General features: G+C 56.9%; 23 protein-coding genes. 22 read left to right on the plus strand and 1 reads right to left on the minus strand.

The genetic code is table 11. From position 1 onward, the window contains the following. From ABYM29_RS08405 to ABYM29_RS08485, 17 genes are all read left to right on the plus strand, one after another. Positions 1-541: hypothetical protein (locus tag ABYM29_RS08405; protein ID WP_372864285.1), on the plus strand; the 541-nt coding region annotated here is incomplete at its 5' end. Next, complete coding sequence (locus ABYM29_RS08410) at positions 538-1,365, plus strand: MinD/ParA family protein (RefSeq protein WP_372864286.1); 828 nt, start codon at positions 538-540, stop codon at positions 1,363-1,365. The genes ABYM29_RS08405 and ABYM29_RS08410, both read left to right, overlap by 4 nt. Positions 1,366-1,448: 83 nt before the next feature. Beyond that, on the plus strand, positions 1,449-1,829 hold the full coding sequence (locus ABYM29_RS08415; RefSeq protein WP_372864306.1) for a response regulator: 381 nt from the start codon (positions 1,449-1,451) through the stop codon (positions 1,827-1,829). A gap of 130 nt (positions 1,830-1,959) precedes the next feature. Continuing rightward, positions 1,960-2,826 (plus strand): Hpt domain-containing protein, encoded by an 867-nt coding sequence (locus ABYM29_RS08420; protein WP_372864287.1) that lies wholly within the window; start codon positions 1,960-1,962, stop codon positions 2,824-2,826. A gap of 126 nt (positions 2,827-2,952) precedes the next feature. Beyond that, complete coding sequence (gene ccmA, locus ABYM29_RS08425; protein ID WP_372864288.1) at positions 2,953-3,582, plus strand: cytochrome c biogenesis heme-transporting ATPase CcmA; 630 nt, start codon at positions 2,953-2,955, stop codon at positions 3,580-3,582. Beyond that, positions 3,582-4,268, plus strand: coding sequence for a heme exporter protein CcmB (gene ccmB / locus ABYM29_RS08430; RefSeq protein WP_372864289.1), 687 nt, complete (start codon positions 3,582-3,584; stop codon positions 4,266-4,268). Before ccmA ends, ccmB begins: the two co-directional genes overlap by 1 nt. Positions 4,269-4,299: 31 nt before the next feature. Continuing rightward, a complete protein-coding gene (locus tag ABYM29_RS08435; protein WP_372864290.1) occupies positions 4,300-5,055 on the plus strand; it encodes a heme ABC transporter permease in 756 nt (251 codons plus the stop codon). A gap of 1 nt (position 5,056) precedes the next feature. Then, positions 5,057-5,245 (plus strand): heme exporter protein CcmD, encoded by a 189-nt coding sequence (gene ccmD / locus ABYM29_RS08440; RefSeq protein WP_372864291.1) that lies wholly within the window; start codon positions 5,057-5,059, stop codon positions 5,243-5,245. Between the two features lie 22 nt (positions 5,246-5,267). Then, positions 5,268-5,741: a cytochrome c maturation protein CcmE gene (ccmE, locus tag ABYM29_RS08445; protein WP_372864307.1), complete on the plus strand. Its 474-nt coding sequence runs from the start codon at positions 5,268-5,270 to the stop codon at positions 5,739-5,741. Further along, a complete protein-coding gene (locus ABYM29_RS08450) occupies positions 5,738-7,723 on the plus strand; it encodes a heme lyase CcmF/NrfE family subunit (protein ID WP_372864292.1) in 1,986 nt (661 codons plus the stop codon). Before ccmE ends, ABYM29_RS08450 begins: the two co-directional genes overlap by 4 nt. Next, the gene (locus ABYM29_RS08455; RefSeq protein WP_372864293.1) at positions 7,710-8,261 is read left to right on the plus strand and encodes a DsbE family thiol:disulfide interchange protein; all 552 of its coding nucleotides are present in this window, start codon (positions 7,710-7,712) and stop codon (positions 8,259-8,261) included. The genes ABYM29_RS08450 and ABYM29_RS08455 overlap by 14 nt, the downstream gene beginning before the upstream one ends. Beyond that, positions 8,258-8,746: a cytochrome c-type biogenesis protein CcmH gene (locus tag ABYM29_RS08460; RefSeq protein WP_372864294.1), complete on the plus strand. Its 489-nt coding sequence runs from the start codon at positions 8,258-8,260 to the stop codon at positions 8,744-8,746. The genes ABYM29_RS08455 and ABYM29_RS08460 overlap by 4 nt, the downstream gene beginning before the upstream one ends. Next, positions 8,743-9,963 (plus strand): c-type cytochrome biogenesis protein CcmI, encoded by a 1,221-nt coding sequence (gene ccmI, locus ABYM29_RS08465; RefSeq protein ID WP_372864295.1) that lies wholly within the window; start codon positions 8,743-8,745, stop codon positions 9,961-9,963. The genes ABYM29_RS08460 and ccmI overlap by 4 nt, the downstream gene beginning before the upstream one ends. A 129-nt stretch (positions 9,964-10,092) precedes the next feature. Then, positions 10,093-13,590 carry a chromosome segregation protein SMC gene (smc, locus tag ABYM29_RS08470; protein ID WP_372864296.1) on the plus strand — a complete coding sequence of 1,166 codons (3,498 nt, stop codon included), beginning with the start codon at positions 10,093-10,095 and terminating at the stop codon, positions 13,588-13,590. Between the two features lie 135 nt (positions 13,591-13,725). Then, positions 13,726-14,646 carry a cell division protein ZipA gene (gene zipA / locus ABYM29_RS08475; protein WP_372864297.1) on the plus strand — a complete coding sequence of 307 codons (921 nt, stop codon included), beginning with the start codon at positions 13,726-13,728 and terminating at the stop codon, positions 14,644-14,646. 19 nt (positions 14,647-14,665) lie between these two features. Next, complete coding sequence (gene ligA / locus ABYM29_RS08480) at positions 14,666-16,687, plus strand: NAD-dependent DNA ligase LigA (RefSeq protein ID WP_372864298.1); 2,022 nt, start codon at positions 14,666-14,668, stop codon at positions 16,685-16,687. Then, positions 16,687-17,295 (plus strand): transglycosylase SLT domain-containing protein, encoded by a 609-nt coding sequence (locus ABYM29_RS08485; protein ID WP_372864299.1) that lies wholly within the window; start codon positions 16,687-16,689, stop codon positions 17,293-17,295. The genes ligA and ABYM29_RS08485 overlap by 1 nt, the downstream gene beginning before the upstream one ends. A gap of 4 nt (positions 17,296-17,299) precedes the next feature. On the opposite strand, the gene ABYM29_RS08490 is transcribed toward ABYM29_RS08485, so the two are convergent. Continuing rightward, a complete protein-coding gene (locus ABYM29_RS08490) occupies positions 17,300-17,740 on the minus strand; it encodes a VOC family protein (protein WP_372864300.1) in 441 nt (146 codons plus the stop codon). A gap of 115 nt (positions 17,741-17,855) precedes the next feature. Between ABYM29_RS08490 and ABYM29_RS08495 the strand changes: the two genes are divergently transcribed. The 5 genes from ABYM29_RS08495 to ABYM29_RS08515 form a co-directional block, all read left to right on the plus strand. Next, positions 17,856-18,314 carry a flavodoxin family protein gene (locus ABYM29_RS08495; RefSeq protein WP_372864301.1) on the plus strand — a complete coding sequence of 153 codons (459 nt, stop codon included), beginning with the start codon at positions 17,856-17,858 and terminating at the stop codon, positions 18,312-18,314. A 163-nt stretch (positions 18,315-18,477) separates the two neighbouring features. After that, the gene (locus ABYM29_RS08500) at positions 18,478-20,850 is read left to right on the plus strand and encodes a TonB-dependent receptor (protein ID WP_372864302.1); all 2,373 of its coding nucleotides are present in this window, start codon (positions 18,478-18,480) and stop codon (positions 20,848-20,850) included. Between the two features lie 242 nt (positions 20,851-21,092). Continuing rightward, positions 21,093-23,591 carry a TonB-dependent receptor gene (locus ABYM29_RS08505; RefSeq protein WP_372864303.1) on the plus strand — a complete coding sequence of 833 codons (2,499 nt, stop codon included), beginning with the start codon at positions 21,093-21,095 and terminating at the stop codon, positions 23,589-23,591. A 119-nt stretch (positions 23,592-23,710) separates the two neighbouring features. Next, the gene (locus ABYM29_RS08510) at positions 23,711-24,661 is read left to right on the plus strand and encodes an XdhC family protein (RefSeq protein ID WP_372864304.1); all 951 of its coding nucleotides are present in this window, start codon (positions 23,711-23,713) and stop codon (positions 24,659-24,661) included. A 5-nt stretch (positions 24,662-24,666) separates the two neighbouring features. After that, a partial coding sequence (locus ABYM29_RS08515) for an NTP transferase domain-containing protein (RefSeq protein ID WP_372864305.1) occupies positions 24,667-24,931 on the plus strand: 265 nt, incomplete at its 3' end.

The raw sequence follows: 24,931 nt of genomic DNA on the forward strand, positions 1-24,931 counted from the left end.
ATTATTTGTCCTGGTTGCCGATCATGCGTCTTTGCTCGCAGCGGGGCAGTTCATCGCCGAGCCGGCGGCGCAGGCTTGGCGCTGGCGACTGCTTAGTGATAACACCAACATTGCACCGCCCTCTATCCCCGTGCTGAGCGCGGTTGAACGCAGTGACCTGCTCGGTTTGACTTGGCGTGGTCTGTTTTGGGGGGGCGGGCTGTCCGTCTTGCTAGTTGTGGTGCTGTGGCCGCTCACTCGGGGCGTGGATGAAGCGCTGCACGGGGTATTGGTCTTTGTGCTGCCTGTGGTGCTGATATGTTTTGGGGGGTGGCTGGGCGGTTTGTTGGGCCTGATGTCTAGCAACCCGATATACCGTGAGTTTAACGACTACCTCGCTGCCGGGCAGCAGTTGCTGGTGGTGGAGTGCCGTGAGGAGCACGAGCGGCTGTTGCGGCGGGAGATGGCCAGCCTAGGTTTGTTGCTGTTAGCGAGTCGTGAACGCTATTGCTGGAGCTACCGCTATCCGCAAAATTATTTAAGCAGGCGGGCGCCGTTATGACTGTGCAGGTTATTGCTGTGACCGGTGGTAAAGGTGGTGTGGGCAAGACCAATGTCGCGATTAACTGTGCGGTAGCGCTGGCACAGCGCGGCAAGCGGGTGGCGATTCTCGATGCCGATTTTGGATTGGCCAATGTCGATGTGTTGCTGTCACTCCCGGTGCGGCGCAATATCGAGCAGGTGTTGGACGGTGAGTGCAGCATAGAGGAGGTGATGCTTAGCGGGCCGGCTGGGGTGCGCATTATTCCCGCATCATCGGGTACGCGCAGGCTCACGAGGCTCAATGAGTTGGAGCAGGCGGGCTTGATCCGCGCGTTTAGTACCTTGGCCAGTCAGCTTGATGTGCTTATCGTTGATACGGCGGCTGGTATCGCCGACTCGGTATTGACCTTTGCCAATGCTTCCCAGGAGCTGTTGCTGGTATTGTGCAATGAGCCATCATCGCTTACCGATGGCTATGCACTGATTAAATTGTTAAATCGAGATTTTGGCCGCCAGCGGTTTCGCGTCTTGGCCAATATGGTCGCGGACGACCGCGAAGGGCGGCAGCTATTGGCAAAGTTGGCTTCCGTTTGTGAGCAGTTTCTGTCGGTTAATCTGCTGTACAGCGGTGCCATCCCCTTCGATGTTCAGTTGCGTGAAGCGGTAAAGAAACAGCGATCCGTATTGGATTATGCCCCCAGTGCGCCGGCGTCACGGGCGTTTCGTCAGCTCGCTGAAGAGATCGAGCGCTGGCCGGTGCCGCGCCAGGCTGGCGGGCATATGGAGTTTTTTGTTGAAAGTTTACTTATGCCCGTGCCGGCCTCGTCGGGGGGAGCACAATAATGAATGACGACCGGTCTCCCGACCCGTTTTCTGGCTATGAGGGGCGAGCTGAGTCGGCGCCGGGTCCCGTGGCCCTGCGCGATATGCGCATATTGGTGGTGGAGGATTTCGCCACTATGCGCCGGGTGATTCGCAATCTGCTCAATGATCTTGGCTACGCCAGCATCAGTGAAGCTGAAGATGGCACATCCGCCTTGCCTATGCTGCACAACCAGCGCTTCGATTTAGTGATTACCGACTTATTGATGCCCGAGATGAGCGGCATGGAGCTGCTGAGGGCGATGCGGGCAGATCGCGGGCTCTGTCATATTCCGGTACTGATGATTACCGCCGATGCTCAGCGTGAAAAGATTATCGAGGCCGCCCGCGCCGGTGTGAATGCTTATATTGTTAAGCCGTTCACGGCTGCGATGCTGGAAAGCAAGATCAAACAGATATTCCGGCGCCTGAGCGAGCAAACATGACGATCTGCGGGCTTTGTGAACGGCCCGACATCGCGATGGGAGCGATTGCTGGATAATTGAGCAGTGCATGGAGATTGGGCACGCGAGCGTGCGGCGTTGTTGGCCGCCATGATAACGAAGAGTTCATTACGTGGATGCAAACGAACACGAAGGGATCTTAGCGATTTTCCTGGCTGAGGCCGAGGAAATTGTTGGGGGTCTGTTCGCCCAGCTGGAAGAGCTGCAATACGGCTATGATGGTCAGCGAATACTCGATGATATTCATCGCGGTTTTCATACGCTGTACGGTGGTGCGGCAGTGCTCGAGCTCGTTGAGCTGACGGAGTGCGCACGCTTGAGTGAAAGGGTGATGGATCGCTTGCGTACGCGGCGCATTGCCTTGAGCCCCAGCTTAGTTTCGCTGATTGTCGGCGCAACCAGCGCGATTGAGGTGATGCTCAGTCGCTTGGTTAACCATCAGTCGGTGCGGCCAATCCCCGAAGACCTGCGTTTGCGTTTGTTGCGTACTGCTGGTCAGGGGGTCGCTGAAAAGGCGGCGGTGCCAGAGAAGGTGGCAGCCGGTGATGCCCTGCTGGATGTATTCTTTGATGGTGGCAAAGCAAACGATAATGCCGCCGGCAAGTCCACGCTTAGCCAAGCGCCGCAGGACGGTGGTGAGTCGCCGATTAGCGATAGAGAGTTCGAAAATCTATTAGACAGCCTCTATGGCAAGGGGCGGGCCCCGGGATATCAGTCGGCGGCACAAACGGCCTTGCGGCCTAGCCGTGAGGCCACCTCAGAGCAGACACCCTCGGTGCTTGCGGCGAGTAAGTCGGTGGCCGCGGAGCCGCAGATTGCCGATCTAGTTAGCGAGTTAGCCTGGGTACGCAATAGGTTGATGGGCTTTCGCCGTGACAGTGAAGGCGACAAGCTCAATAAAGCATTGGCCTATTTAGACTTGGTTACTCAAGATATGGAGCGCTGGTTGGCGTCCAATCCACTGCGCCGGGAGCGCTAGCTGCCCGGTGGCGATGTGCCGCGCCATCTTGGGGCGCGGATTTGCCCGATAAATCGTATATACTTAGCCGCATTTTTGGATGGCCTCCGGTATTTGCCGGTGGCCCGAGCGCGTTGGGAGCGGTATTTGGCGGCACAGGTTCTCCAATTAGAGCAGTTATACAGCGAACGCGATGAGCGGGTGCTGTTTGCGGGCTTGTCGCTGTCGATAGGCGCGGGGGAGATTGTTCAGCTCGCGGGCCCCAATGGCAGTGGCAAAACCACCTTGCTGCGTATTCTCGCCGGCCTGTCTACACGCTATGAGGGGGATATTCGCTGGGCGGGCAGTAATCTTGCCGGTCAGCGCGGGGCGTTTCGCCAGCAGAGCGTGTACTTGGGGCATGGCAGCGGCATTAAATCTCAGCTCACTGCGGTGGAGAACCTGCGTTGGAGTTGCGCGCTGCGCGGCCAGCGTGTTGATGACCAGAAAATTGCCTCTGCGCTGGATAAGGTCGGCCTGAGAGGGTTTGCCGAGCAGCCCTGTTACAGTTTGTCGGCGGGGCAGCAGCGTCGCGTCAGTCTCGCCCGATTATTTTGCAGTGATGCCAGTTTCTGGTTGCTGGATGAACCCTTTACCGCTATCGACCAGCGGGGGGTTGCAGAGATAGAACGCTGGATATGTGAATTTGCCGATGGCGGTGGTGCGGTATTATTGACCACTCACCACCCCCTCGATTTACCGCGACCACTGCGCCGCGTAGAACTGGCGGGCGGCTGATGGCGGACCTGAGCATGTTGGGAGTGATGGCCGCGGTCTTGCGCCGCGATCTGCAGAGCGCGCTGCGCCGCGGCAGTGAATGGAGTAACCCGCTGCTGTTCTTTGTCATGGTATGCAGCTTGTTTCCCCTTGGTATTGGCCCGGAGCGCCAGCAGTTGGCAGTTTTGGCACCCGGGATTATCTGGGTGGTGGCCCTGTTGGCATCGATGATGGCGACTGACGGCCTGTTCCGCAGTGACTACGACGACGCGACATTGGAGCAGTTGTTGTTGAGTCCGATGCCGCTGTACCCGCTGGTTTTGGCAAAAACCCTAGCGCACTGGTTAGTCAGCGGTTTGCCGCTGAGCCTGCTGTCGCCGTTGCTGGCGACCATTTTGCAGTTGCCGGTGGCGGGCTTTGCGGTGTTGCTGGTTAGCCTGGTATTGGGCACGGTGGTGCTCAGTTTCATCGGCGCTATTGGTGCAGCCCTGACGGTCGGCCTGCGCAAGGGCGGCTTGCTGCTGTCATTGATTGTGTTGCCGCTATATATCCCGGTGCTGATTTTCGGCAGTGCAGCGGTTAAGCATGCCATTGACGGCGCGGCTTATCTGCCGGCGCTGGCAATGTTGGCGGCGATGCTGTTGACCGCTCTGGCATTGGCGCCGCTGGCGATAGCTGGCGCCCTGCGCATCAGCGTCGATCAGTAATAGCAGAATTCAACTAGAGGACGGTGCAACTTTGGCAAATTGGCAGTGGTTTCATAAATGGGGTTCGCCGCGCTGGTTTTATCAGTTCAGTGGTCGCTTGCTGCCTTGGTTGGCGGTGCCGGCCCTGCTGCTGTTGATAGGCGGTTGTATTTGGGGCTTGGCGTTTGTGCCGGCGGATTTTAAACAGGGCAACAGCTTTCGAATTATCTATATCCACGTGCCGGCCGCGGCTGTCGCGATGGGCGGCTATGTGTTGATGGCGGTTGCCGCGGCAGTGCATTTGATTTGGCGGATGAAACTGGCGGCGATAGTGATGCTGTCTGCGGCCCCGATAGGTGCAGCGCTGACATTTTTGGCCTTGCTCACTGGCGCAGTGTGGGGCAAGCCGACGTGGGGAACCTGGTGGGTGTGGGATGCGCGTATCACCTCCGTATTGATACTGTTTTTCTTGTATCTGGGGTTGATAGCGTTATATCAGGCCTTTGAGAACCGCGATGCTGCGGCTCGCGCTTGTGCGGTACTGGCGATTGTGGGTGTGGTGAACATCCCTATCATTTATTGGTCTGTGGAGTGGTGGTACAGCCTTCATCAGCCAGCGAGCATTAAATTTATCGGTGAGTCGAGCATCCATCCCAGCATGTTGAGGCCGCTTATGGCGACGCTAACCGGTATGTATCTGTTTTTTGGCTGGGTGCTTTTGCTGTTTGTTCGCGCCGATATTCTCGAGCGTGAGCGCAACACGCGCTGGGTGCAGGAATTGCTCAGTAGCGAACGGTCGGGAGAGTAAGATGTTTTTTGCGAGCGTGGGTGAACTGTGGAATATGGCCGGCCACGGGCCCTATGTCTGGTTTAGCTTTGGCGTCAGTACGCTGGTGTTAATTGGTTTGCTGCTGGAGGCGCGCCGTCGCGACCGCAGTGCTCGTGCGCTGGTAGCGGCGGCGGCCCGCAGGCGCCGTGCCGAGACCCACACTTCATAATTGCAACGGAGACCATATGGCTATGCATCCCCTGCGTAAGCAACGCCTAGGAATAGTCGTTTTTATTTTGCTTGCCAGTGCGGCAGCCGCAGCGTTTTTGGGCTACGCGCTGCGTGAAAACATAAATTTGTTCTATCCACCGGCCGAGATTGCTGCGGGCAAAGCGCCGCAGGGCAAGAAAATTCGCGCTGGCGGTATGGTTGAAGAGGGCTCAGTGCAGCGCGCGACTGACAGTTTGAAAGTGCGATTTAGAGTGACCGATTACAGCGCCAGCGTCGAGGTGGCTTACGAGGGTATTCTGCCGGACCTCTTTGCCGAAGGCGAGGGCGTTGTGGTTACCGGCCGCCTGGCTGAGGACGGGGTATTCTACGCTGACGACGTATTGGCTAAACACGATGAAAAGTATATGCCGCCGGAAGTGAGCGCGGCCTTGGAACAGTCGGCGGAGAGCCGCAACAACGAGGCGGCTGGCCGCGGGGAGTACGACGGCACGTGATTATCGAACTGGGTCATTTTGCGTTGATACTCGGCTTGGGTTTTGCGCTGTTGCTAGCGGTGCTGCCCATGTACGGGGTATGGCGGGGCGATCGCCAAGCTATGGCGACAGGTGCGACCTTGGCTGTGGGACAGTGCCTGTTTACCAGCGTGGCGATTAGCTGTCTGTTTTATGCTTTTTTGCACGATGATTTTTCGGTGAATATTGTCGCCGCACAGTCTAATTCACAGTTGCCATTGGCCTATAAATTCAGCGCTCTATGGGGGGGGCACGAGGGTTCGCTGTTGCTGTGGCTGGAGGTGCTGACCTTGTGGACGGTAGCCGTTGCGCTGTTTTCCCGGCAGTTGCCACTGGATATTTTGGCGAGAGTGCTGTCCGTTATGGGCATGGTGGCGGTGGGCTTCTTTAGCTTTGCCCTGTTTACCTCTAACCCCTTTGCGCGCAATCTCATTAATCCCCCGGCGAACGGTCAGGATCTAAACCCCTTGCTGCAAGACCCGGGCATGGTGATTCATCCACCGATGTTATACATCGGCTATGTGGGTTTTTCGGTTGCCTTTGCCTTTGCTATTGCCGCGTTGCTCAGTGGTCGTATGGATGCCAGTTGGGCGCGTTGGTCGCGCCCTTGGACTAATGTTGCCTGGCTGTTCTTGACGGCAGGTATCACCTTGGGTAGCTGGTGGGCTTATTATGAACTGGGTTGGGGTGGCTGGTGGTTTTGGGACCCGGTGGAAAACGCTTCATTTATGCCGTGGCTAGTTGGCACGGCGCTAATCCATTCGCTGGCGGCGACAGAGAAGCGCGGTATCTTTAAGTCGTGGACCTTGTTGCTGGCGATCTTTGCGTTTTCATTGAGTTTGCTGGGAACCTTCCTGGTGCGCTCAGGCGTATTGACGTCTGTGCATGCCTTTGCCGCTGACCCGACCCGCGGCATGTTTATTCTCGCTTTCCTGTCATTGGTGGTGGGCGGCTCGCTGACGCTTTACGCATTCAAAGCGCCAAGTCCAAGCAGTGCCAAGCCCTTTGAGCTGTTGTCACGCGAAGCCCTGTTGCTCGCCAATAATATTTTGCTGGTGGTTGCCGCTTTGACGGTGCTGTTAGGTACGTTGTTTCCATTAATCATGGACTTTGCCGGGCTCGGAAAATATTCGGTGGGGCCGCCGTACTTTAATGCGCTGTTTGTGCCGATATGCTGTCTGTTGGCGGTATTGGTGGGTATTGGCCCCAGTTCACAGTGGAAGCGCAGCAATACCGGCCGCTGGTTGTCGGCCATGTTGGTGGCCTTGCTGGCGTCAGCGCTCCTGGGGGTGTTAATGCCCTGGTTGTACGGTGGGGAGTTATACCTGGGGGCCAGTATCGGCGCTCTGCTGTTCGTGTGGATCGTGGCCAGCACGCTGGTCAACTTGCGCGATAAGACGCGCAATGCACGCTCCGTGGCAGCGGGACTGGCGCGTTTGACACCTTCCTACTACGGCATGGTTATCGCGCACCTGGGGCTGGCATCGGCGGTGCTGGGGGTGGCAATGGTCAGCAGTTTTCACGACGAGCGGGATCTGCGAATGGCGGTGGGCGACACTGCGGATACGGCCTTTGGTTATCGAGTGGTGTTTGAGGATATTCAGCCGATTAGCGGCCCCAACTACCAGGGGCAGCAGGGGCGTTTTAGTCTGTATCGCGGCGACCAGTTGTTGACGACGCTGGCGCCAGAGAAGCGCCGTTATCACGCGCGCGCTTCACAGGTAATGACCGAGGCGGCGATTGATGCAGGCTTACTGCGCGATGTGTATATCGCCCTTGGCGAGCCCGTTGGCGATCGCGCCTGGGCGGTGCGTATTCACATTAAGCCGTTTGTGCGCTGGATTTGGCTGGGCGGTATTCTCATGGCCTTGGGCGCTTTGTTGGCGATCTGCGACAAACGCTACCGCCGGGCAGCGGTGCGCAACTCCGCAGCCATTGCAGGGGGTGTACATGGACAGGCTTAAACTGTTTTTACCGCTGATCATTTTTCTGGTTCTGGCCGCAGTGTTTTTCGGTGTTCAGCGCCGGGTGCAAACCGGTGATTACAGTCCCACGGCCTTGCCGTCGGCGTTGCTCGATCGGCCGCTGCCAGATTTTTCACTGACAACCTTGGCCGGTGGTCAGCTCAGTCGCGAGCAGTTGCCCAAGCAGTGGCTGCTGGTGAATGTTTGGGCGACCTGGTGCCCGAGTTGCCACTACGAGCACCCTTTTTTAGTTGAGCTGGCGCAGCGTGGTGTATTGATTTTGGGCGTCGATTACAAAGATCGACGGCAGCCGGCCCTGCAGTGGCTGGCGGAAAAGGGCGATCCCTACTTTGCCACGGTGTTTGATGCTCAGGGGCAGTTGGGTTTGGATCTTGGGGTGACAGGGGCGCCAGAGACCTATTTGGTGGATGCTCGGGGGCTGGTGCGTTTTCGCTACCAGGGGGCCCTGGATCAAAAGGTTTGGGATCGCGAGTTTGCGCCGCTGATAGCGACGCTCGAAAGTGAGGTGATGCCATGAGGCTGCAGCAATTGCTGGCGATGTTGTTGCTAGTCATATCAATGCCGGCGCTGGCCGTGATCGAGACCTATGAATTTGACAACGACGTGCAGCGCCAGCGCTACAACGCGTTTATAGAAGAACTGCGCTGTCCTAAATGTCAGAATCAGAATTTGTCGGGGTCGGACTCGGCCATTGCCCAGGATCTGCGGCGCCAGGTTCACCAGATGATCATGGCGGGTAAATCCGATATTGAGATTACCCAATATATGGTGGATCGCTACGGTGATTTTATTCTTTACCGGCCGCGCTTTAATGCCGCTACCGCGGTGCTTTGGCTGATGCCATTGGCACTGTTGTTGATTGGGTTGGCGGTGTGGGCGCTGATGACATCGCGGCGCAATAGTCCGCCGGGTGGCGAGTTGACCGACGTGGATCAGCAGGCTTTGCAGGCTTTGCTCGATGATGATCGCGACGATAAGCCCGGCGCAGGGGGAGCCTCATGAACGCTGTAGAGTTGGGGCTCGCGCTGTTGTTGGTGGTGGCAATGGGCTTGTGTGTGCTGGCATTTCGCTCACCTCGGGCCGTTGCTGATGATTTATTGCGTCATCGCGCCGCGCAGCGGGAATTTTATCGCCAGCGCCAAACTGAGCTGCAGGCTGATTTCGATATGGGGCTCATCGATGAGCAGCAGCAGCGTGAGTTAAATGCCGAGTTGGATCGGCAGCTGCTGGAGGAAAATGCCGAGTTGTCGCCGCCGCCAGCGCAGCGTCGCAGTGTCTTGCTGTGGGCCTCCGTCGCGGCACTGCCGTTGCTGTCGCTACTGGTTTACGACCAGCTGGGGTACCGCTTGGACCTTAAGTTGCTGGCGGTCCAGCGGCAGTTGTTTAGTGGCGAGCGGCCCAGCGAAGAGGGTTTGCAGCGCTTTGAGGCATTGGTCGAAGACATTTTGCAGCGCCGGCCGGAAACCACCGAGCTGTTGGTGACTATGGCGGCGATCCGTCGTCAGCAAGGTGATTACCGCGGCGCTGTTGACTACTACCAGCGCTTGTCGCAGCTCTACCCGCAGGATGCCGATGCCCTGGCGCAGTTGGCGCAGGCGCGGTATTTGGCGGCTGAGCGGCGCCTGGATGGCGAGACGCGAGAGCTGTTGCAGAGGGCACTGGCCATTAATCCCGATCAGGCTACGGCGCTGGGGGTATTGGGAATCAACGCCTTTGCGGTCGGCGATTATTTGCTGGCCTTGAAGCATTGGCAGCGCTTGCTGGGGGGCTTAGATGCCCGTTCAGGCGAGGCAATGGTGATTGCTTCTGGCGTGAACGAGGCCAAGCGGCGCGCTATTGAAGAGGGCAAGTTGCGGGGCTTGATGGTGAATGTCGCCCTAGATGCCGCGCTGGGTGACAAGCCAGAGGGGGTGTTATTTGTGGTGGCGCGGGCGACCGATGGCAACCCCATGCCGGTGGCAGCACTGCGGCAGCCGGTCTCAAAGGAGGGGGAAATCTTCCCCCTGCGCTTGTTTTTGACCGATGGTGATGTCATTCGCCAGGGCAAACGGCTTGAGGACTTCGCGGCGCTGAGCCTGTCGGCGCATATCAGCCGCTCGGGCGCTGCGGTGCGCCGCACTGGTGATTGGGTGTCGGCACCACTGCGCTTGTCTACTGCCGAGAATGAAATCAGCCTGCTGATCGATAGCGAGTTCGCTGTTGGGGGGGAGGCTAAGTGATTTTCTGCTGTGGTTGGCGGATTGTCGGGCTATAATCGCGCTTTGCGCTCATCTCACCCAGCCTGTATGCAGCCGGCGAGCTGTCGATAACAACAACGGGGCTGGGCGACAAGCTTGGTTACGGTTCCTATGCGTCTGAAAAGTATTAAATTGGCGGGTTTCAAGTCTTTTGTTGACCCGACTACCGCCCATTTTCCCAGTAATCTATCGGCGGTGGTCGGCCCCAATGGCTGCGGTAAGTCGAATATTATCGACGCCGTGCGTTGGGTCATGGGGGAGAGCTCGGCCAAAAATTTGCGCGGCGAGTCGATGACCGATGTCATTTTTAATGGCTCTGTCGATCGCAAGCCCGTGGGGCAGGCGTCTATTGAGCTGGTGTTTGATAACACCGCCGGAAAATTGGGTGGGGAATACGCCCGCTACAGCGAAATTGCCATACGCCGAAAAGTGACGCGCGAAGGGACTTCCGAATACTATTTAAATGGCACAAAGTGCCGGCGTCGCGACATTACCGATATTTTTCTGGGCACCGGCCTCGGTCCGCGCAGCTACGCGATTATTGAGCAGGGCATGATCTCGCGCCTGATCGAATCTAAGCCAGAAGAATTGCGGGTGTTTATCGAGGAAGCCGCGGGGATTTCCAAGTACAAGGAGAGACGCCGGGAAACCGAAAACCGCATGCGCCGCACCCACGAAAACTTGGAGCGCCTTACTGACCTGCGCGATGAGCTGGAGCGGCAGTTGCAGCACTTGCAACGCCAGGCCGCAGCGGCGGAAAAATACACCGAGTACAAAAAAGAAGAGCGTCTGCTGCGCGCCCAGCTGCAAGTACTGCAGTGGCGGGCCCTAGACGAACAAGTCGCTGAAAAAGAAGGTCACATCCGCGAGCTTGAACTCGATCGCGAGGCGGTGGTGACCGAGCAGGTTTCGCTGGGCACGGCGATTGAACAGGCCCGTGATCAACACAGCCAGCTCAACGATAGTTTTAATGAGGTGCAGGGGCGTTTCTATAGCATCGGGGCGGAGATCGCCAGGGTCGAGCAGAGCATTCAGCACCAGCAGGAAAGGCGCAATCAGCTCGATGCCGATTTGCAGCGCCTAGAAGCGAATATTCAAGAAACCACCCGCCATTTAGACAGTGATCGCGGCAAAATTCAGCTCTGGGAAGAGGAAATTTCTGCGATAGAGCCCGAGCTGGAAATTAGTCAGGTCGAGGAAGAAACCGCTGGCGAGACCTTGATTGCCGCCGAAGATGCCATGCAGTCCTGGCAGTTGCGCTGGGACGAGTTCAACCACAGTGCCGCGGGTCCGCGCCAGCGAGCGGAAGTGGAGCAGTCGCGAATTCAACATCTTGAACTGAGCATGCAGCGGCTGCAGGAGCGTATTCAAAAAGCCGAAGGCGAGCGTGCCGGTTTGACCCAGGACGATGTTGATGGCGACGTTGAATTGCTGCAGGAGCAGGCGGCGGCCCTAGAGCTTGAGGGCGAGGCGCTGCAGGAGCGCCAAGACCAATTGCTGCCGCAGATTGCCGCAAGCCGCGAACAAATTCGCGACAGCAGTGATGAGCTGGACCGTTGTCGCGGTGAGATGCAACGCCTGCGCGGGCGTATGGCATCGCTGGAAGCATTGCAGCAAGCGGCGCTGGGCCAGGGCGATAAAACCCTGTCGGGGCTGCTGCAACAGCACGGTTTGGACACCGCGGTTCGCGCAGCAGAGTCGCTGCAGGTTGAGGAGCGCTGGCAAACCGCGGTGGAAACGGTGCTGGGTGACCAGCTGCAGGCGCTGTGTGTCGACAGTCTAGCGGGTCTGGGTGGACTGTTAGACGAGCTTAAGGATGGTCAGTTGAGCTTTGTTGAAGCTGGGGCTGGCCGAGAGGTTAGCGGCGACAGCTTGGCCGACAAAATCACCGGCAGCGCTGCGCTGCAGGGCGTCTTGTCTCGGGTTAAAGTGGCCGAGGATTTAACCGATGCCCTGGCCCGCCGGGCAGACCTTGCCGACGGTGAATCGCTGGTCACTGCCGATGGACTCTGGTTTGGCCGGGATTGGTTGCGGGTGAGTCGTGGGGATACCGCGCAGAGTGGGGTGCTGCAGCGCCAGGAGGAACTGCAGGAACTGAAGGTGGCGATTGACGCCGGCGAGGAGCAGATTGCGGATCTGCTGGCGCAGCTCGAGGCCAGCCGCGAGCAGTTAAAGCAGTTTGAAAATGATCGCGAAACGGCGCAGCGCGAGCTGCAGCAGCACAGCCGTCAGCAGAGCGAATTGCGCGCCCAGCTCAGCGCCCAGCAGGCCCGAATCGAGCAACTGGGTGTGCGTCGTCAGCGACTGGATGCCGACATCCACGAGTTGCGCAATCAATTTTCGATCGAACAGCAGTCTTTGGGCGACGCGCGTATGACCCTGCAAGAGGCCATAGAGTCTATGGAGCGCGATTCCGGGCAGCGCGAGCAGCTGCTGAGTGAGCGCGACAGCAATCGCGGCATATTGGATGCCGCCCGGCAAAAGGCGCGGCAGAGCAAGGACCACGCCCACCAATTGGCGATGCGCTATCAGTCGCTGCAAACCCAGCGCGATGCCGCCTTGCAAAATATTGGCCGCACCGAGGAGCAGCTGGAACAGCTGCGCGAGCGCAAGGAGCAGCTGCAAGAGAGCTTTGATGACAATGATTCGCCAATAGATGACCTCAAGCTCGACTTGGAAGCTCGCCTGGAGCAGCGATTGGCAGTTGAAGACGAGCTCAGTGCGGCCCGCCGGTCGCTAGAAGAGGTCGATGCAAAGTTGCGTGAGCAGGAGCAGCGCCGGCACAGTATCGAGCAGCGACTGCAGCAGGTGGCCAGCAAGCTGGAGGCTGCCAGGGTTGAAAATCAAGGCCTGCAGGTGCGCCGCAAGGGCTTGCAAGATCAATTGCAGGAGGCCCAGTTTGACTTGCAGGCGGTATTGGCCAGCCTGCCCGAGGCGGCCAATGAAAGCGACTGGCATGCGCAGTTGGAGGGCGTGGGCAGGAAGATTGCGCGCTTAGGGCCTATCAACCTGGCGGCGATCGAAGAGTATAAGCAGCAGTCTGAGCGCAAGAATTACCTCGATGCACAAAACAAGGATTTGGAAGACGCACTGGAAACTTTGGAAAATGCCATTCGTCGCATCGACAAAGAAACCCGTAGTCGCTTTAAAGAAACCTTTGATCGGGTGAACAACGGCTTACAAGAATTGTTTCCGAAAGTCTTTGGCGGCGGCAGTGCCTACTTGGAAATGACGGGTGATGATCTGTTGGACACCGGTATTTCTATCATGGCCAGGCCGCCGGGCAAGCGCAATGCCACGATCCATTTGCTGTCAGGGGGCGAAAAGGCGCTGACAGCGATTGCCTTGGTGTTTTCGATTTTCCAGCTGAACCCAGCGCCGTTTTGTATGCTCGACGAGGTTGACGCGCCACTGGATGACGCCAATGTGGGGCGTTATTCACGGATGGTGAAGGAAATGTCAAAAGAGGTGCAATTTATCTATATCAGCCACAACAAAATTGCGATGGAAATGGCGGATCAGTTGATGGGGGTGACGATGCACGAGCCCGGGGTGTCGCGACTGGTGTCGGTAGATTTGGAAAAAGCGGCCGAGATGATCGCTTCCTGAGCGGCAGTGCGTCGCCGCTAGATGCTAGATATTTGCGCGATCGCGTGGAACAATACGGCGAGTTAACGCTCGAACCACACCGGGGTGTATCGAGTGGATATGCAGGCCATATAACAGGCAAACAAGGGCCGAGGAATGGATCTCAGTGTTAGAGATTGGTTGATTATTATTGGGGCATTGCTGGCTGTAGCGGTATTGCTCGATGGTGTTCGGCGGATGCGCAATGAGCGCAAGGACGCTCTGCGGATGTCGGCCAGAACGCGCCGTGAAGGCGAAGAGAAGTTGCTTAATCCCGAGCTGCCAGGCGAGGCTAGAGTGGTGGCAGTGCGTGAAACGCCCAGCTTGCGCCCAAGTGACGGCGGTGTGGCGGAGCCCTTGCCAGAACGGTCCGAGGAACACGAGGATGTGTTGATGCGCGGTGTTGGCGAAGCGGCTGCAGCCAAGGCGTCGCTCAATGCCAGTCTGCAACATCGCGCATCGCCGAAAAGTGAGCGCAGTGAAGCGTCTTTGGAACGGGCTAAAAGCGCTGAGCCACGCATCGACAAGCGTGTCGCCGATGCCGTAGATGGCGATGTGCGCCGGGCGCCCGAGCCCGAATCGACGAGCGGACAAGCAGCGCCGGCGGAGGTCGAAGAGTTGATCGTTGTCAACGTTATGGCCGACAGTGATAAACCCTACCTTGGTGAGGATTTGCTGCAAATTCTGCTGGCATGTGATTTGCGTTATGGGCGTATGAATATCTTCCATCGTTTCGAGAACGCCGATGGCAGTGGCCCCGAGCAATTTAGTGTGGCGAATCTGGTCGAACCTGGCAATTTTGATTTGGATGCCATTGACGGCTTCACGACGCCGGGCGTGGTGTTTTTTATGAGCCTGCCTGGGCCGAAAGACAGCATGCAAGCCTTTGATGCGATGCTGGAAACCGCGCGCTGCTTGGTGAAGAATCTGGGCGGAGAACTGCGTGACCAGACGCACAGTGTTGCGACCAAGCAGACGCTGGAGCACTACCGCCAGCGCATTCGTGATTTTGAGCGTCGCCAGCTTACCCTGATGTAACACCACAACGGTTGTATTAATGTCCGAGTCCTCTCTGCGCGCAAGGTTAGAGACCTTGCGCGAGCAGCTTCATGAGCACAGCCACCGCTATTATGTGTTGGATGAGCCCAGTATTCCCGATGCCGAGTACGATCGCCTGTTTCGGGAGTTGCAGGAACTCGAAGCGGCTCACCCCGAGTGGCACAGCGATGATTCGCCCAGCCGCAGGGTGGGTGCTCAGCCACTGACAGCCTTTCGGCAGGTGCGCCATGAAACCCCCATGTTGTCGCTAGACAATGTGTTTTCCGAGCAGGAGCTGCGCGATTTTGACAGGCGTATCCGCCAGCGCCTCGGCGATGACCAAGCCCTGTGTTATGCCTGTGAGCCCAAACTAGACGGTATTGCGGTCAGCCTGTTGTACGTCGATGGGGTGTTGGTGCGCGGCGCCACGCGCGGCGACGGCCGCGTCGGCGAGGATATCAGCGACAATGTGCGCACGGTATCGTCGATACCGCTGAAACTTCGCGGAGACGACTGGCCCGCCGAATTGGAAGTGCGCGGCGAAATCTATATGCCCCGCGCCGGCTTTGAGCGGATGAATGAGCGGGCGCGGGAGCAGGGCAGCAAAAGTTTTGTCAATCCGCGCAATGCCGCCGCCGGCAGTTTGCGCCAGTTGGACAGTCGGGTTACGGCTACACGGCCGCTGGAAATGTGTTGCTATGGCATTGCCGGCGCGCAGGGTGAGCAATTTTCCAGCCACAGCGAAGGCCTGCGGGCGCTGGCCAACTGGGGCTTTCGTATCAATGCGGAAATGGCCGTGGTCAGCGGCATTGATGCCTGCGTGGAGTACTATTCGCAGTTACTGGCACGCCGCGATGCGCTGGCCTACGATATCGACGGTATCGTTTTTAAGGTCGACGCGCTGGCACTTCAGGCGCGCCTCGGCTTTGTTTCCCGCGCGCCGCGCTGGGCTGTTGCCCACAAATTTCCCGCCCAGGAAGAAATTACCCAGCTGCGCGACGTTGAGTTTCAGGTCGGCCGAACCGGTGCGGTGACACCGGTGGCCAAGCTGGAACCCGTTTTCGTCGGCGGGGTAACGGTGAGCAACGCCACGCTGCACAACTTTGATGAGATAGACCGCTTGGGCGTTAAAATCGGCGACAGCGTTGTCGTGCGTCGGGCCGGCGATGTTATTCCACAAATTGTGCAAGTGATTGCTGAGCGTCGCGACGATTCGGTGCGTGATATTGCCGTGCCCACGCGCTGTCCGGTCTGCGACAGTGAGCTTGAGCGCGCCCCGGGTGAGGCGGTGCTGCGCTGCAGCGGTGGCCTGGTGTGCGCGGCTCAGCGCAAGGAGGCGATTAAACACTTTGCCAGCCGCAAAGCCATGGATATCGACGGCCTGGGTGACAAGCTGGTAGAGCAGATGGTGGACGCGGGCTTGATTCACACCATGGCTGACCTGTATCGCTTGACGGTTGATCAGCTCAGCAGCTTGGAGCGGATGGGGGCGAAATCGGCGGAGAATTTATTAGCGGCCTTGGCGGCCTCAAAGAAAACGACATTGGCTCGCTTTCTTTACGCCCTGGGTATTCGCGAGGTCGGCGAGGCCACGGCCTTAAATCTTGCGCAGCATTTTAATAAGCTCGAAGCCTTGATGGCAGCCGGTGATGAGGCACTGCTTGAGGTGAGCGATGTCGGCCCCATTGTCGCCAGCCATATCCACAGCTTTTTTGCCAGCGAGCACAACGTCGAGGTGATTGCCCAGTTGCGAGAGTGTGGTGTGTCGTGGCCACAGCCGCAGCGCCGCGAGGCTGGCGAGCAGCCGCTTGCCGGGCAGACTTGGGTACTTACTGGTAACCTGGAGGCCATGACCCGCAGTGAGGCCAAGGAAAAACTTCAGGCGCTGGGCGCCAAGGTCGCGGGCAGCGTGTCGGCTAAAACCGACTGTTTAGCGGCGGGTGCCAATGCCGGTTCAAAGCTTCGCAAGGCGGAGGAGCTGGGTGTAAAAGTCCTCGATGAGGCGGGCTTGCTGGCTGTGTTGGCCGAAGGAGAGAGTTGATGTTGATGCGCGTAACACTACTGCTATTGCTTCTCCTCAGTACCGCTTGTACTACGGCGCCACCGCGAAACCCGAATGATCTCTGCGATATTTTTCGTGAAAAAGACGATTGGTATGAAGAGGCTAGCGCTGCTGCCGAGCGCTGGAATTCGCAGATTCCCATCATGATGTCGATCATGTATCAGGAGTCGGGCTTCGTGGCCAAAGCCAAACCGCCGCGCAAGTACTGGTTGGGTTTTATCCCCGCGGGGCGCATGTCCGATGCCTATGGCTACCCCCAGGCCAAAGATGGCACCTGGGATTGGTATAAGGATAAAACCGGTAATTGGGGTGCCGATCGCGATGATTTTGACGACGCCATCGATTTCATTGCTTGGTACAACAATGTCAGCAGCCGTACCCTGGGTATTGCAAATAGCGATGCCTATTCGCTGTATTTGGCTTACCACGAGGGGCACGGTGGCTTTAAGCGGCGGACCTTTGCCAGTAAGCCCTGGCTTAAACGAGTGGCGGGCAAGGTGTCTGCCCGCTCGCGCAGTTATTCAGCACAATTGCAGCGTTGCGAAGAAGACCTGAAAAACCGCGGTTGGTTTTTCGGCTTGTTTTAATCTCTCACCATTCGCCACTGTTGGCCATCGACTGCCACGGCTCTTGTGGGGGTAGGGGCTTCCCGGCCTGCAGTAGTTCCACCGATATATTGTCGGGCGAGCGTACAAAGGCCATATGACCATCCCTGGGTGGGCGATTAATTGTCACACCACCGGCTTGCAATTTGGCACACAGGGCGTAGATGTCGTCGACGCGATAGGCCAGGTGGCCAAAATTTCTCCCGCCGTGGTATTGCTCTGGGTCCCAGTTGTAGGTCAGTTCTAGAGTGGGGCTTTTGCTGGCCTCGGCACTGCTTAAATCGCCCTCTGCGGCCAGGTATACCAAGGTGAAGCGGCCTTGCTCACTGTCGTAGCGCGACACCTCATGCAAGCCCAGTAGGTCGCAGTAAAAATGCATTGAGGCGTCTAAATCTGCGACGCGAACCATTGTGTGAAGGTATTTCATAGAATCTCCGATTGCGTTGGGCGCGGTTAGCATAGACCGCGGCTTGCTGCGCAATGGTAGCGCTTGAGCTAGGCTTGGGTGAATCGCTTTAAAACACTTACTGGAAAATAGCTCAATGGCAGCGGCCAAGTTACTCGTTGTTTATCACAGTCAGTCCGGGCGCAACGCGCGCTTGGCTTATGCGGCGGCGGCCGCAGCCCGCGAGGAGGGGGGCGAGGTATGCTTGGCGCGTGCGGCCGAGGTCGGCTGTCGGGATCTGCTGTGGTGTGACGCCTTGCTGCTGTTTACTCCGGAAAATTTTGGCGCATTGCCAGGAGAGTTGAAGGACTTCCTGGATCGCAGCTTTTATCCGGCCAATACCCAGCAACTACTGCGGCCTTATGGGGTTTTTGTCTGTACGGGTAATGATGGCAGTGGTGCCTTGCGCGAGCTGCAGCGAATCGCTAAAGGCCTGGTGCTGAAAATGGTCGCCGAGCCGATAATTTGCAAGGGCGCGCCGGGCGACGACGATTTTGACGCCGCTAAAGAATTGGCTGCCGCCATGGTGGTGGCAGTGGATATGGGGGTTTATTAAGGTATTTTTACAGAAACTGGCGGTATTCATTGGCGAACATAGGTGGAATCCACATTAGACAGCTATGCCTATGAGTATAGACTCCGGAGCATCATGGTCGTGCGCGACATAAATTGCCGTGGTCTAGTGAAATAACAATAAACATTCCTGGGAGAGTCTGCATATGAAAATACTGCGTGTTTGTTCGATTGGCATGGCGTCAGCCGTGTTGGGTGCTGGTTTAAGCCCTTTTCCCAAGGCGATTGCCGCACCCGCTTTGGAGGAAGTGTTGGTTACGGCAACCCTGCGTACCGAAAGCCTGCAAGATGTACCGGTATCGGTTAATGCGGTGAGCGGTGAAAAAATGCAGGAAGCCGGCATCGATAAAATCGAAGACCTGCAAGCCTATGTCCCCAACCTGTCGATGTCAGAAACCGGCATTGGCACCAATATTTATATTCGCGGTATCGGCTCAGGGATTAACCCCGGCTTTGAACAGTCGGTGGGCATGTATTTTGATGGTGTGTCTTACAGTCGGGCGCAGTTGACTCGGGCACCATTTCTCGACTTGGCGCGGGTGGAAGTTTTGCGCGGGCCGCAAAATATTCTCTATGGCAAAAATAGCATTGCCGGTGCGCTAAGTTTGATATCCGCGCGGCCCGGCGATGAGCAAGAGGGCTCCTTATCCGTCTTGTATGAACCCGATCACGAGGAGCGCGTGATTGATTTTGTCCTGTCTGGTCCGCTGACCGACAATTTGGGGGCGAGGGTCGCAATGCGCAAGCGGTCAATGGATGGCTATATCGAAAACCTGACGCTCAACCGCGATGAGCCTGAACGCGACGAAAGCACCTTTCGCGCGATACTGGATTGGGATGCCAGTGACGATCTGACTGCCATGTTAAAGTTTGAGCTGGGCAAGTTTAATGTCGACGGTCGCCAGATTGAAATTGTTAACGACCAGCCGTCGACGATTGGGGCCTTTGGCGGGGCAAGCTATACGCAAATTCTTGTGGCGCAGTTTGGCGCCGACCCCTCTACGCTGGATAACACCCTGAACTACAAGCGCTCCTCCAACGGTGATTACAGCAATAACCGCACGCGCAATTTGACCTTGAATGTTGACTATGCACTGGGCGAAGGCACCCTGACGTTCATTACCGCCGCACTGGAATATGAATTCGATGAGCTGTGTGACTGTGACTTCACTGGCGCCAATGTATTTAGCGTGCCGTTTAATGAAGACTATGAGCAGTACAGTCAGGAGGTGCGCTGGGCATCGCCGGTAGGGGAAACCTTTGAGCATATCGGCGGCGTTTACTACCAGACCAGCTATCTCGATTTTTATGACAGCATCGTTATTGACAGTGCGATCATCCCCACTGCAGTAGCGCTGCGCACCGGATCGCAGGCCGCAGGTAATTCGATTGCCAATACCACCACGCCGCGTTATTTCAGCTCCGATGCCGAATTGTGGTCGGTGTTCTGGCAAACCACGTGGAATGTCAATGAGCGTTTGCGCGCAAACCTCGGCCTGCGTTATTCCGAGGAGGAGAAAAAAGGCACGAGAAGCCTGACCGTTGCCGATTTGCAGGGTAATGAACGCCCGCTGGGAACGGTGGATGGTGTGTTGGATGGGGTGTTTAAAATTGAGCGCCACGATTTAAATGACGTTCAGGACACCGAGCAGCTGGCGCCGTCCATCAACGTTCAGTGGGACGCCACCGACGAGATGATGGTCTATGCAACGGCCAGCCGCGGCTACAAATCAGGCGGCTTTGATGCTCGCTCCAATGCCTCGCCCAGCGCCGCCCCCAATGCGGCAGGCAATGTGATTTTAGGCTCATTTGAATACGACGAAGAGCAGGCGACCAGTTTCGAAATTGGTGCCAAAACCAGCTTTTGGGATGGCCGTGCCGAGCTGAATATCGCCGCGTTTTTTACCCAATACGATGACCTGCAGGTGAGCATCTTCGATGGCACCCTGGGCTTTAACGTCGGTAATGCGGGTAAGGCAGAAACCCAGGGTCTGGAATTCGACGGCCGGGTGGCATTAACTGACGAACTGACAATGAGCGCAGCCATTGCCTTTCTCGATTTCGAATTCACCGAGTTTGAAAACGGCCAATGTTATCAGGGGCAGACACCTGACAGTGTGGTCAACGGTGTCGCTTTTTGTGATTACAAGGGAAAGAGCAATCAATACGTAGCCGATTATTCCGGTAATCTCGCGTTTAGCTACACTCGCAGCTTTGGTGACGCGATGGAATTTCGCGCGGCGACAGACTTTGTGTTTACCGATGAATACAATTCTTCGCAAAACCTTGATCCAAGCCAAGAGCAAGATGCGTACGTGAAGGTTAATATGCGTTTGGCAGTAGCCGACGTAAAAGAGGGCTGGGAGTTGGCCTTGGTGGGTAAGAATTTGAGTGATGAAGAAGTCGTGTCTTACTCAAACGATACACCCTTGGCGAACAGTAGTTTTGGTAGTGTGAATCACTATGCCTTCGTAGAGCGGCCGCGTAGTATTGCCCTGCAGGCCAGTCTGCGTTGGTAAGTCGCTGTTGTTCAAGGCAGAGGCACCGCAATTTTGCGGTGCCTCTGCTATTCTTGCCTTGAGCTTATGGTTAGGTGCAACTAAGCTGCCAGTATCGTTGCTTGGCGAGCGGAATTGTTATAAGTTGTCGGCGATCACATTGCTCTGTCAGCGTCATTGCTGAGGGGATCCTGGAGGGGGCCGCACCGATGCGTCAGCGTTGGTGTGGTCGGTCATAATATAACAAGGCATTTGGAGATCACATGACCTTGAATAAATCATTAGCGCGCTTTCGTCGTTCTGCTCTGGCAGCAGCTGTTTCGGTAGCTGCATCGCCGCTGTTGGCAGCACCAGTTCTAGAAGAAGTTATTGTTACCGCAACACTACGTGCAGAGAGCCTGCAAGATGTTCCTGTGTCGGTGAATGCGGTAAGTGGCGATAAAATGGCGGAAGCCGGTATTGCCAAGGTAGAAGACCTGCAAGCCTATGTGCCTAACTTGACCATGTCTGAAACAGGCATTGGCACCAATATTTATATCCGCGGTATCGGTTCGGGCATTAACCCCGGTTTCGAACAGTCGGTGGGTATGTATTTTGATGGCGTTAGCTATGGTCGTGCCCAGCTGACTCGTGCGCCCTTCCTCGATTTGGCGCGAGTGGAAGTGCTGCGTGGCCCGCAAAATATCCTGTTTGGTAAGAACAGCATCGCCGGCGCCCTGAGTTTGATTTCTGCCCGTCCCGGTCAGGAATTTGAAGGCAGTGTGTCGGCGACCTATGAGCCCGATTTCAACGAGCAAATTCTAGACCTCATTGTTTCCGGTCCGCTGACTGACAGCGTGGGTGCTCGCCTGGCGATTCGCAAGCGCGATATTGATGGCCATATTGAAAACCTGACCTTGAATCGCGATGAACCCAACCGCGATGAGGCGACTATTCGCGCAATTTTTGAGTGGGATGCGACGGAAAACTTGGTTGCCGCGCTGAAGCTCGAAGCGGGTAAGTTTGATGTCAACGGTCGCCAGATCGAGATTATCAATGACCAGCCATCCACTTCCAGTACAGAAGCCTTCAACGGTCGCACCTATGGCGAGATTCTGGACCGCACAACGATTTCTGTGGGGCCGGTGACTCTGGTTGATGTCGATGCCGATTCGTCGGTGCTGAATAACAAGCAGGATTATAAGCGTTCATCCAATGGTGACTTCAGCTACAACGACACGCAGAACGTCACTCTGAATGTTGACTACTACATGGATGGCCACCAGTTTACCTTTATTACCGGTCTTCTGGGTTACGATACAGAAGAGCTCTGTGACTGTGACTTTACTGGTGCCTCGGTATTCAGTGTTGGCGCAGAGGAAACCTACGACCAGTTCAGCCAGGAGTTTCGCTGGGTGTCTCCGGTGGGTGAGAGCTTTGAATTCATCGCCGGTGGTTTCTATCAGAAAAGCGAGCTGGAATTTTTTGACAGTATTCGCGTAGAAAGCGACATTCTGCCACAGCTGTTGAATGCCGCTGACTTGCAGGAAGGAGGGGCTCGCGGTGAGCGCCCACCCTTTGACACAACAGGTGGTTTTGCCGGTGTTGGTGATGCCGGTGACGAAATTACGAATCTGGGTACTCCGCGTAATTTCACTACAGAAACCGAGCTGTTTTCAGCGTTTTTGCAAACGACTTGGAATGTGACTGACCTGTTCCGTGCGACCCTGGGTTTACGCTATTCCCACGAGACCAAAGACGGCGCGCGCAGCCTTGATTTCAGCAATATTGTTACCGGTGATCGTCCCGCAGAAGGTGAAATTGACACGGTTGTTGCCAAGAACTTCTCGGCCGAGCGTCACGATCTCAAAGGTTCGCGTACCGAAGAGAATGTATCGCCGTCGCTGAACCTGCAGTACGACTACAGCGACGATGTGATGCTTTACAGCACCTTGTCTCGCGGCTTTAAGTCTGGCGGTTACGATGCCCGCTCCAACGCCTCGCCGGAAGCGAACGTCATCCGCCCGCTGCAAAACCCGGATAGCGACCCGATCATTCTGGTTGGTAGTTTTGAGTACGAAGAAGAGCAGGCAACCAGCCTGGAATTCGGTGCCAAAACCACGCTGCTGGACGGTGCGGCTGAGCTGAATATTGCCGCCTTCTATACCGAGTACGACGATCTGCAAGTCAGTATCTTCGACGGCACGCTGGGCTTTAATGTCGGTAACGCCGGCGCGGCGACAACCATGGGTATCGAGCTCGACGGCCGTATGGCGTTGACCGAAAACTTGATGATGACCGGTGCCTTGGCCTTCCTGGACTTTGAGTTTACCGATTATGACAACGGCCAGTGCTATCAGGGACAGCCTGCTGACAGTGTTGTTGACGGTGTCGAGTACTGTGACTACAAGGGTAAGACTAACCAGTATGTGGCGGATTACTCAGGTAACCTGACCTTTGTATACACCACCATGGTGACCAGCGATATTGAATTCCGCGGTGGCCTGGATGTGGTGTTTACCGGCGCTTACAACTCTTCGCAGAACCTTGACCCCAGTCAGGAGCAGGACGCCTACCAGAAGTTTAATGCACGTCTGGGATTGTCTGATGTGTCTGCGGGTTGGGAAGTGGCCCTGTTGGCGAAGAACTTGACGGATGAAACCGTTATTTCTTACTCCAACGACACGCCGCTGGCGAGCAATATCTTTGGCAGTGTGAGCCACTATGGCTTTGTCGAAGCACCGCGCTCTTTTGCCATTCAAGGTACCTATCGCTGGTACTGAGTTGCGCAAGCAGTGCAAGGAAAACGCCGCTATATGCGGCGTTTTTTGTTTTCGGGCACAATGTGGTGGCAAAATTTTATCTGAGCCAGGCTAGCGCCGGGCGGGTGTAGAGAGAAATTGTGAAGAATACGGATCAACGGGTATTGGCCGCTGTTGCGACAAGCTTGGCTGAAGGTGGGGCCGGGTGGTTGTGCACCATTGCCGCAACCTTTGGGGCCTCGCCCAGACCGCTGGGTTCGCTGGCATTTCTGGATGATTGCGGCCGTTTAACCGGCTCCCTGTCTGGGGGCTGCATCGAAGATGACTTACTGGACAAGTTGTCGGCGGGTGAATTTGCGGCCGCTGGCTGCGAACTGCTGGAGTACGGCGTCAGTCCAGAAGAAAACGAGCGTTTTGGCCTGCCTTGCGGCGGTCGCATGCGGGTGCTTGTGGAGCCCTTAGCCGAGCGACATTTAGTGGGCGTACGGGAACTACTGGCGGCTCTGGATGGGCGTCGGGCGATGCGTAGAGAGGTTGACCTTCGGACGGGCGAGTGGCGCTTGCAGCCATTGGATCACTGTCTGCCGCTGACCTTAAGTGATGAAACCTTGCGGCAGGACTTCGGGCCGCGCTTTCAGTTATTGCTGGTCGGCGCCAATGAGTTGGCGCGCTGTATTGCCGAGATCGCGACAGCGATGGACTACCGGGTGCTGGTTTGCGATCCGCGGGAAGATCGGCGCCAACAGTGGCCGGTGACGGGGGTGGAGCTATTGTCGGCGATGCCGGACGATGCAGTGGTGCAGCACGCTTGCGATAAGCACAGTGTGGTGATTACCCTGACCCACGATCCGCGTATCGACGATATGGCGTTAATGCAGGCGCTGCGCGAGGACTGTTTTTATGTCGGCGCACTGGGTTCCGAGCGCACCTCTGCCAAGCGTCGTGAGCGGCTGTTGCAGCTCGACCTCAGCCCTGCGCAGATCGATCGGCTGCATGCGCCGGTGGGCTTGAGCATTGGTAGCAAGTCTGCGATGGAAATTGCGGTGGCGGTGATGGCCGAACTGACGCAACTGCGCCGCCGTGGTGGTTAGCGGGTATGCCTCTGCCTTTGCTTATTTTAGCGGCCGGTTGTAGCCGGCGCTACGGTGACAGCGATAAGCGCTTGGTTGAAATGCCCAAGGGCGGCCGGCTACTGCCTGCGCTGGTGCGCCGGGCTGGCAAGGCCGGCCTTAGCAGCTTTGTGGTGCTGAGCGCCGCGCGCGATGTTGATAACCCCGATCTCAATGCGCTGGCGGCGGAGCGATTGTATTCTCCGCGTGCTGAGGGCGGAATGGGCTATTCTCTGGCCGATGGTATTGCAC

It is taken from the genome of Spongiibacter sp. (assembly GCF_041602295.1).
Lineage (GTDB): Bacteria > Pseudomonadota > Gammaproteobacteria > Pseudomonadales > Spongiibacteraceae > Spongiibacter.

What these genes read in the sequence shown, in the direction of transcription:
- ABYM29_RS08410 (WP_372864286.1), top strand. Translation starts at nt 538, where the DNA reads ATGACTGTGCAGGTTATTGCTGTGACCGGTGGTAAAGGTGGTGTGGGC.
- ABYM29_RS08415 (WP_372864306.1), top strand. Translation starts at nt 1,449, where the DNA reads ATGCGCATATTGGTGGTGGAGGATTTCGCCACTATGCGCCGGGTGATT.
- ccmB (WP_372864289.1), top strand. Translation starts at nt 3,582, where the DNA reads ATGGCGGACCTGAGCATGTTGGGAGTGATGGCCGCGGTCTTGCGCCGC.
- ccmD (WP_372864291.1), top strand. Translation starts at nt 5,057, where the DNA reads ATGTTTTTTGCGAGCGTGGGTGAACTGTGGAATATGGCCGGCCACGGG.
- ccmE (WP_372864307.1), top strand. Translation starts at nt 5,268, where the DNA reads ATGCATCCCCTGCGTAAGCAACGCCTAGGAATAGTCGTTTTTATTTTG.
- ABYM29_RS08455 (WP_372864293.1), top strand. Translation starts at nt 7,710, where the DNA reads ATGGACAGGCTTAAACTGTTTTTACCGCTGATCATTTTTCTGGTTCTG.
- ABYM29_RS08460 (WP_372864294.1), top strand. Translation starts at nt 8,258, where the DNA reads ATGAGGCTGCAGCAATTGCTGGCGATGTTGTTGCTAGTCATATCAATG.
- ccmI (WP_372864295.1), top strand. Translation starts at nt 8,743, where the DNA reads ATGAACGCTGTAGAGTTGGGGCTCGCGCTGTTGTTGGTGGTGGCAATG.
- smc (WP_372864296.1), top strand. Translation starts at nt 10,093, where the DNA reads ATGCGTCTGAAAAGTATTAAATTGGCGGGTTTCAAGTCTTTTGTTGAC.
- zipA (WP_372864297.1), top strand. Translation starts at nt 13,726, where the DNA reads ATGGATCTCAGTGTTAGAGATTGGTTGATTATTATTGGGGCATTGCTG.
- ligA (WP_372864298.1), top strand. Translation starts at nt 14,666, where the DNA reads ATGTCCGAGTCCTCTCTGCGCGCAAGGTTAGAGACCTTGCGCGAGCAG.
- ABYM29_RS08485 (WP_372864299.1), top strand. Translation starts at nt 16,687, where the DNA reads ATGTTGATGCGCGTAACACTACTGCTATTGCTTCTCCTCAGTACCGCT.
- ABYM29_RS08490 (WP_372864300.1), bottom strand. Translation starts at nt 17,740, where the DNA reads ATGAAATACCTTCACACAATGGTTCGCGTCGCAGATTTAGACGCCTCA.
- ABYM29_RS08495 (WP_372864301.1), top strand. Translation starts at nt 17,856, where the DNA reads ATGGCAGCGGCCAAGTTACTCGTTGTTTATCACAGTCAGTCCGGGCGC.
- ABYM29_RS08500 (WP_372864302.1), top strand. Translation starts at nt 18,478, where the DNA reads ATGAAAATACTGCGTGTTTGTTCGATTGGCATGGCGTCAGCCGTGTTG.
- ABYM29_RS08505 (WP_372864303.1), top strand. Translation starts at nt 21,093, where the DNA reads ATGACCTTGAATAAATCATTAGCGCGCTTTCGTCGTTCTGCTCTGGCA.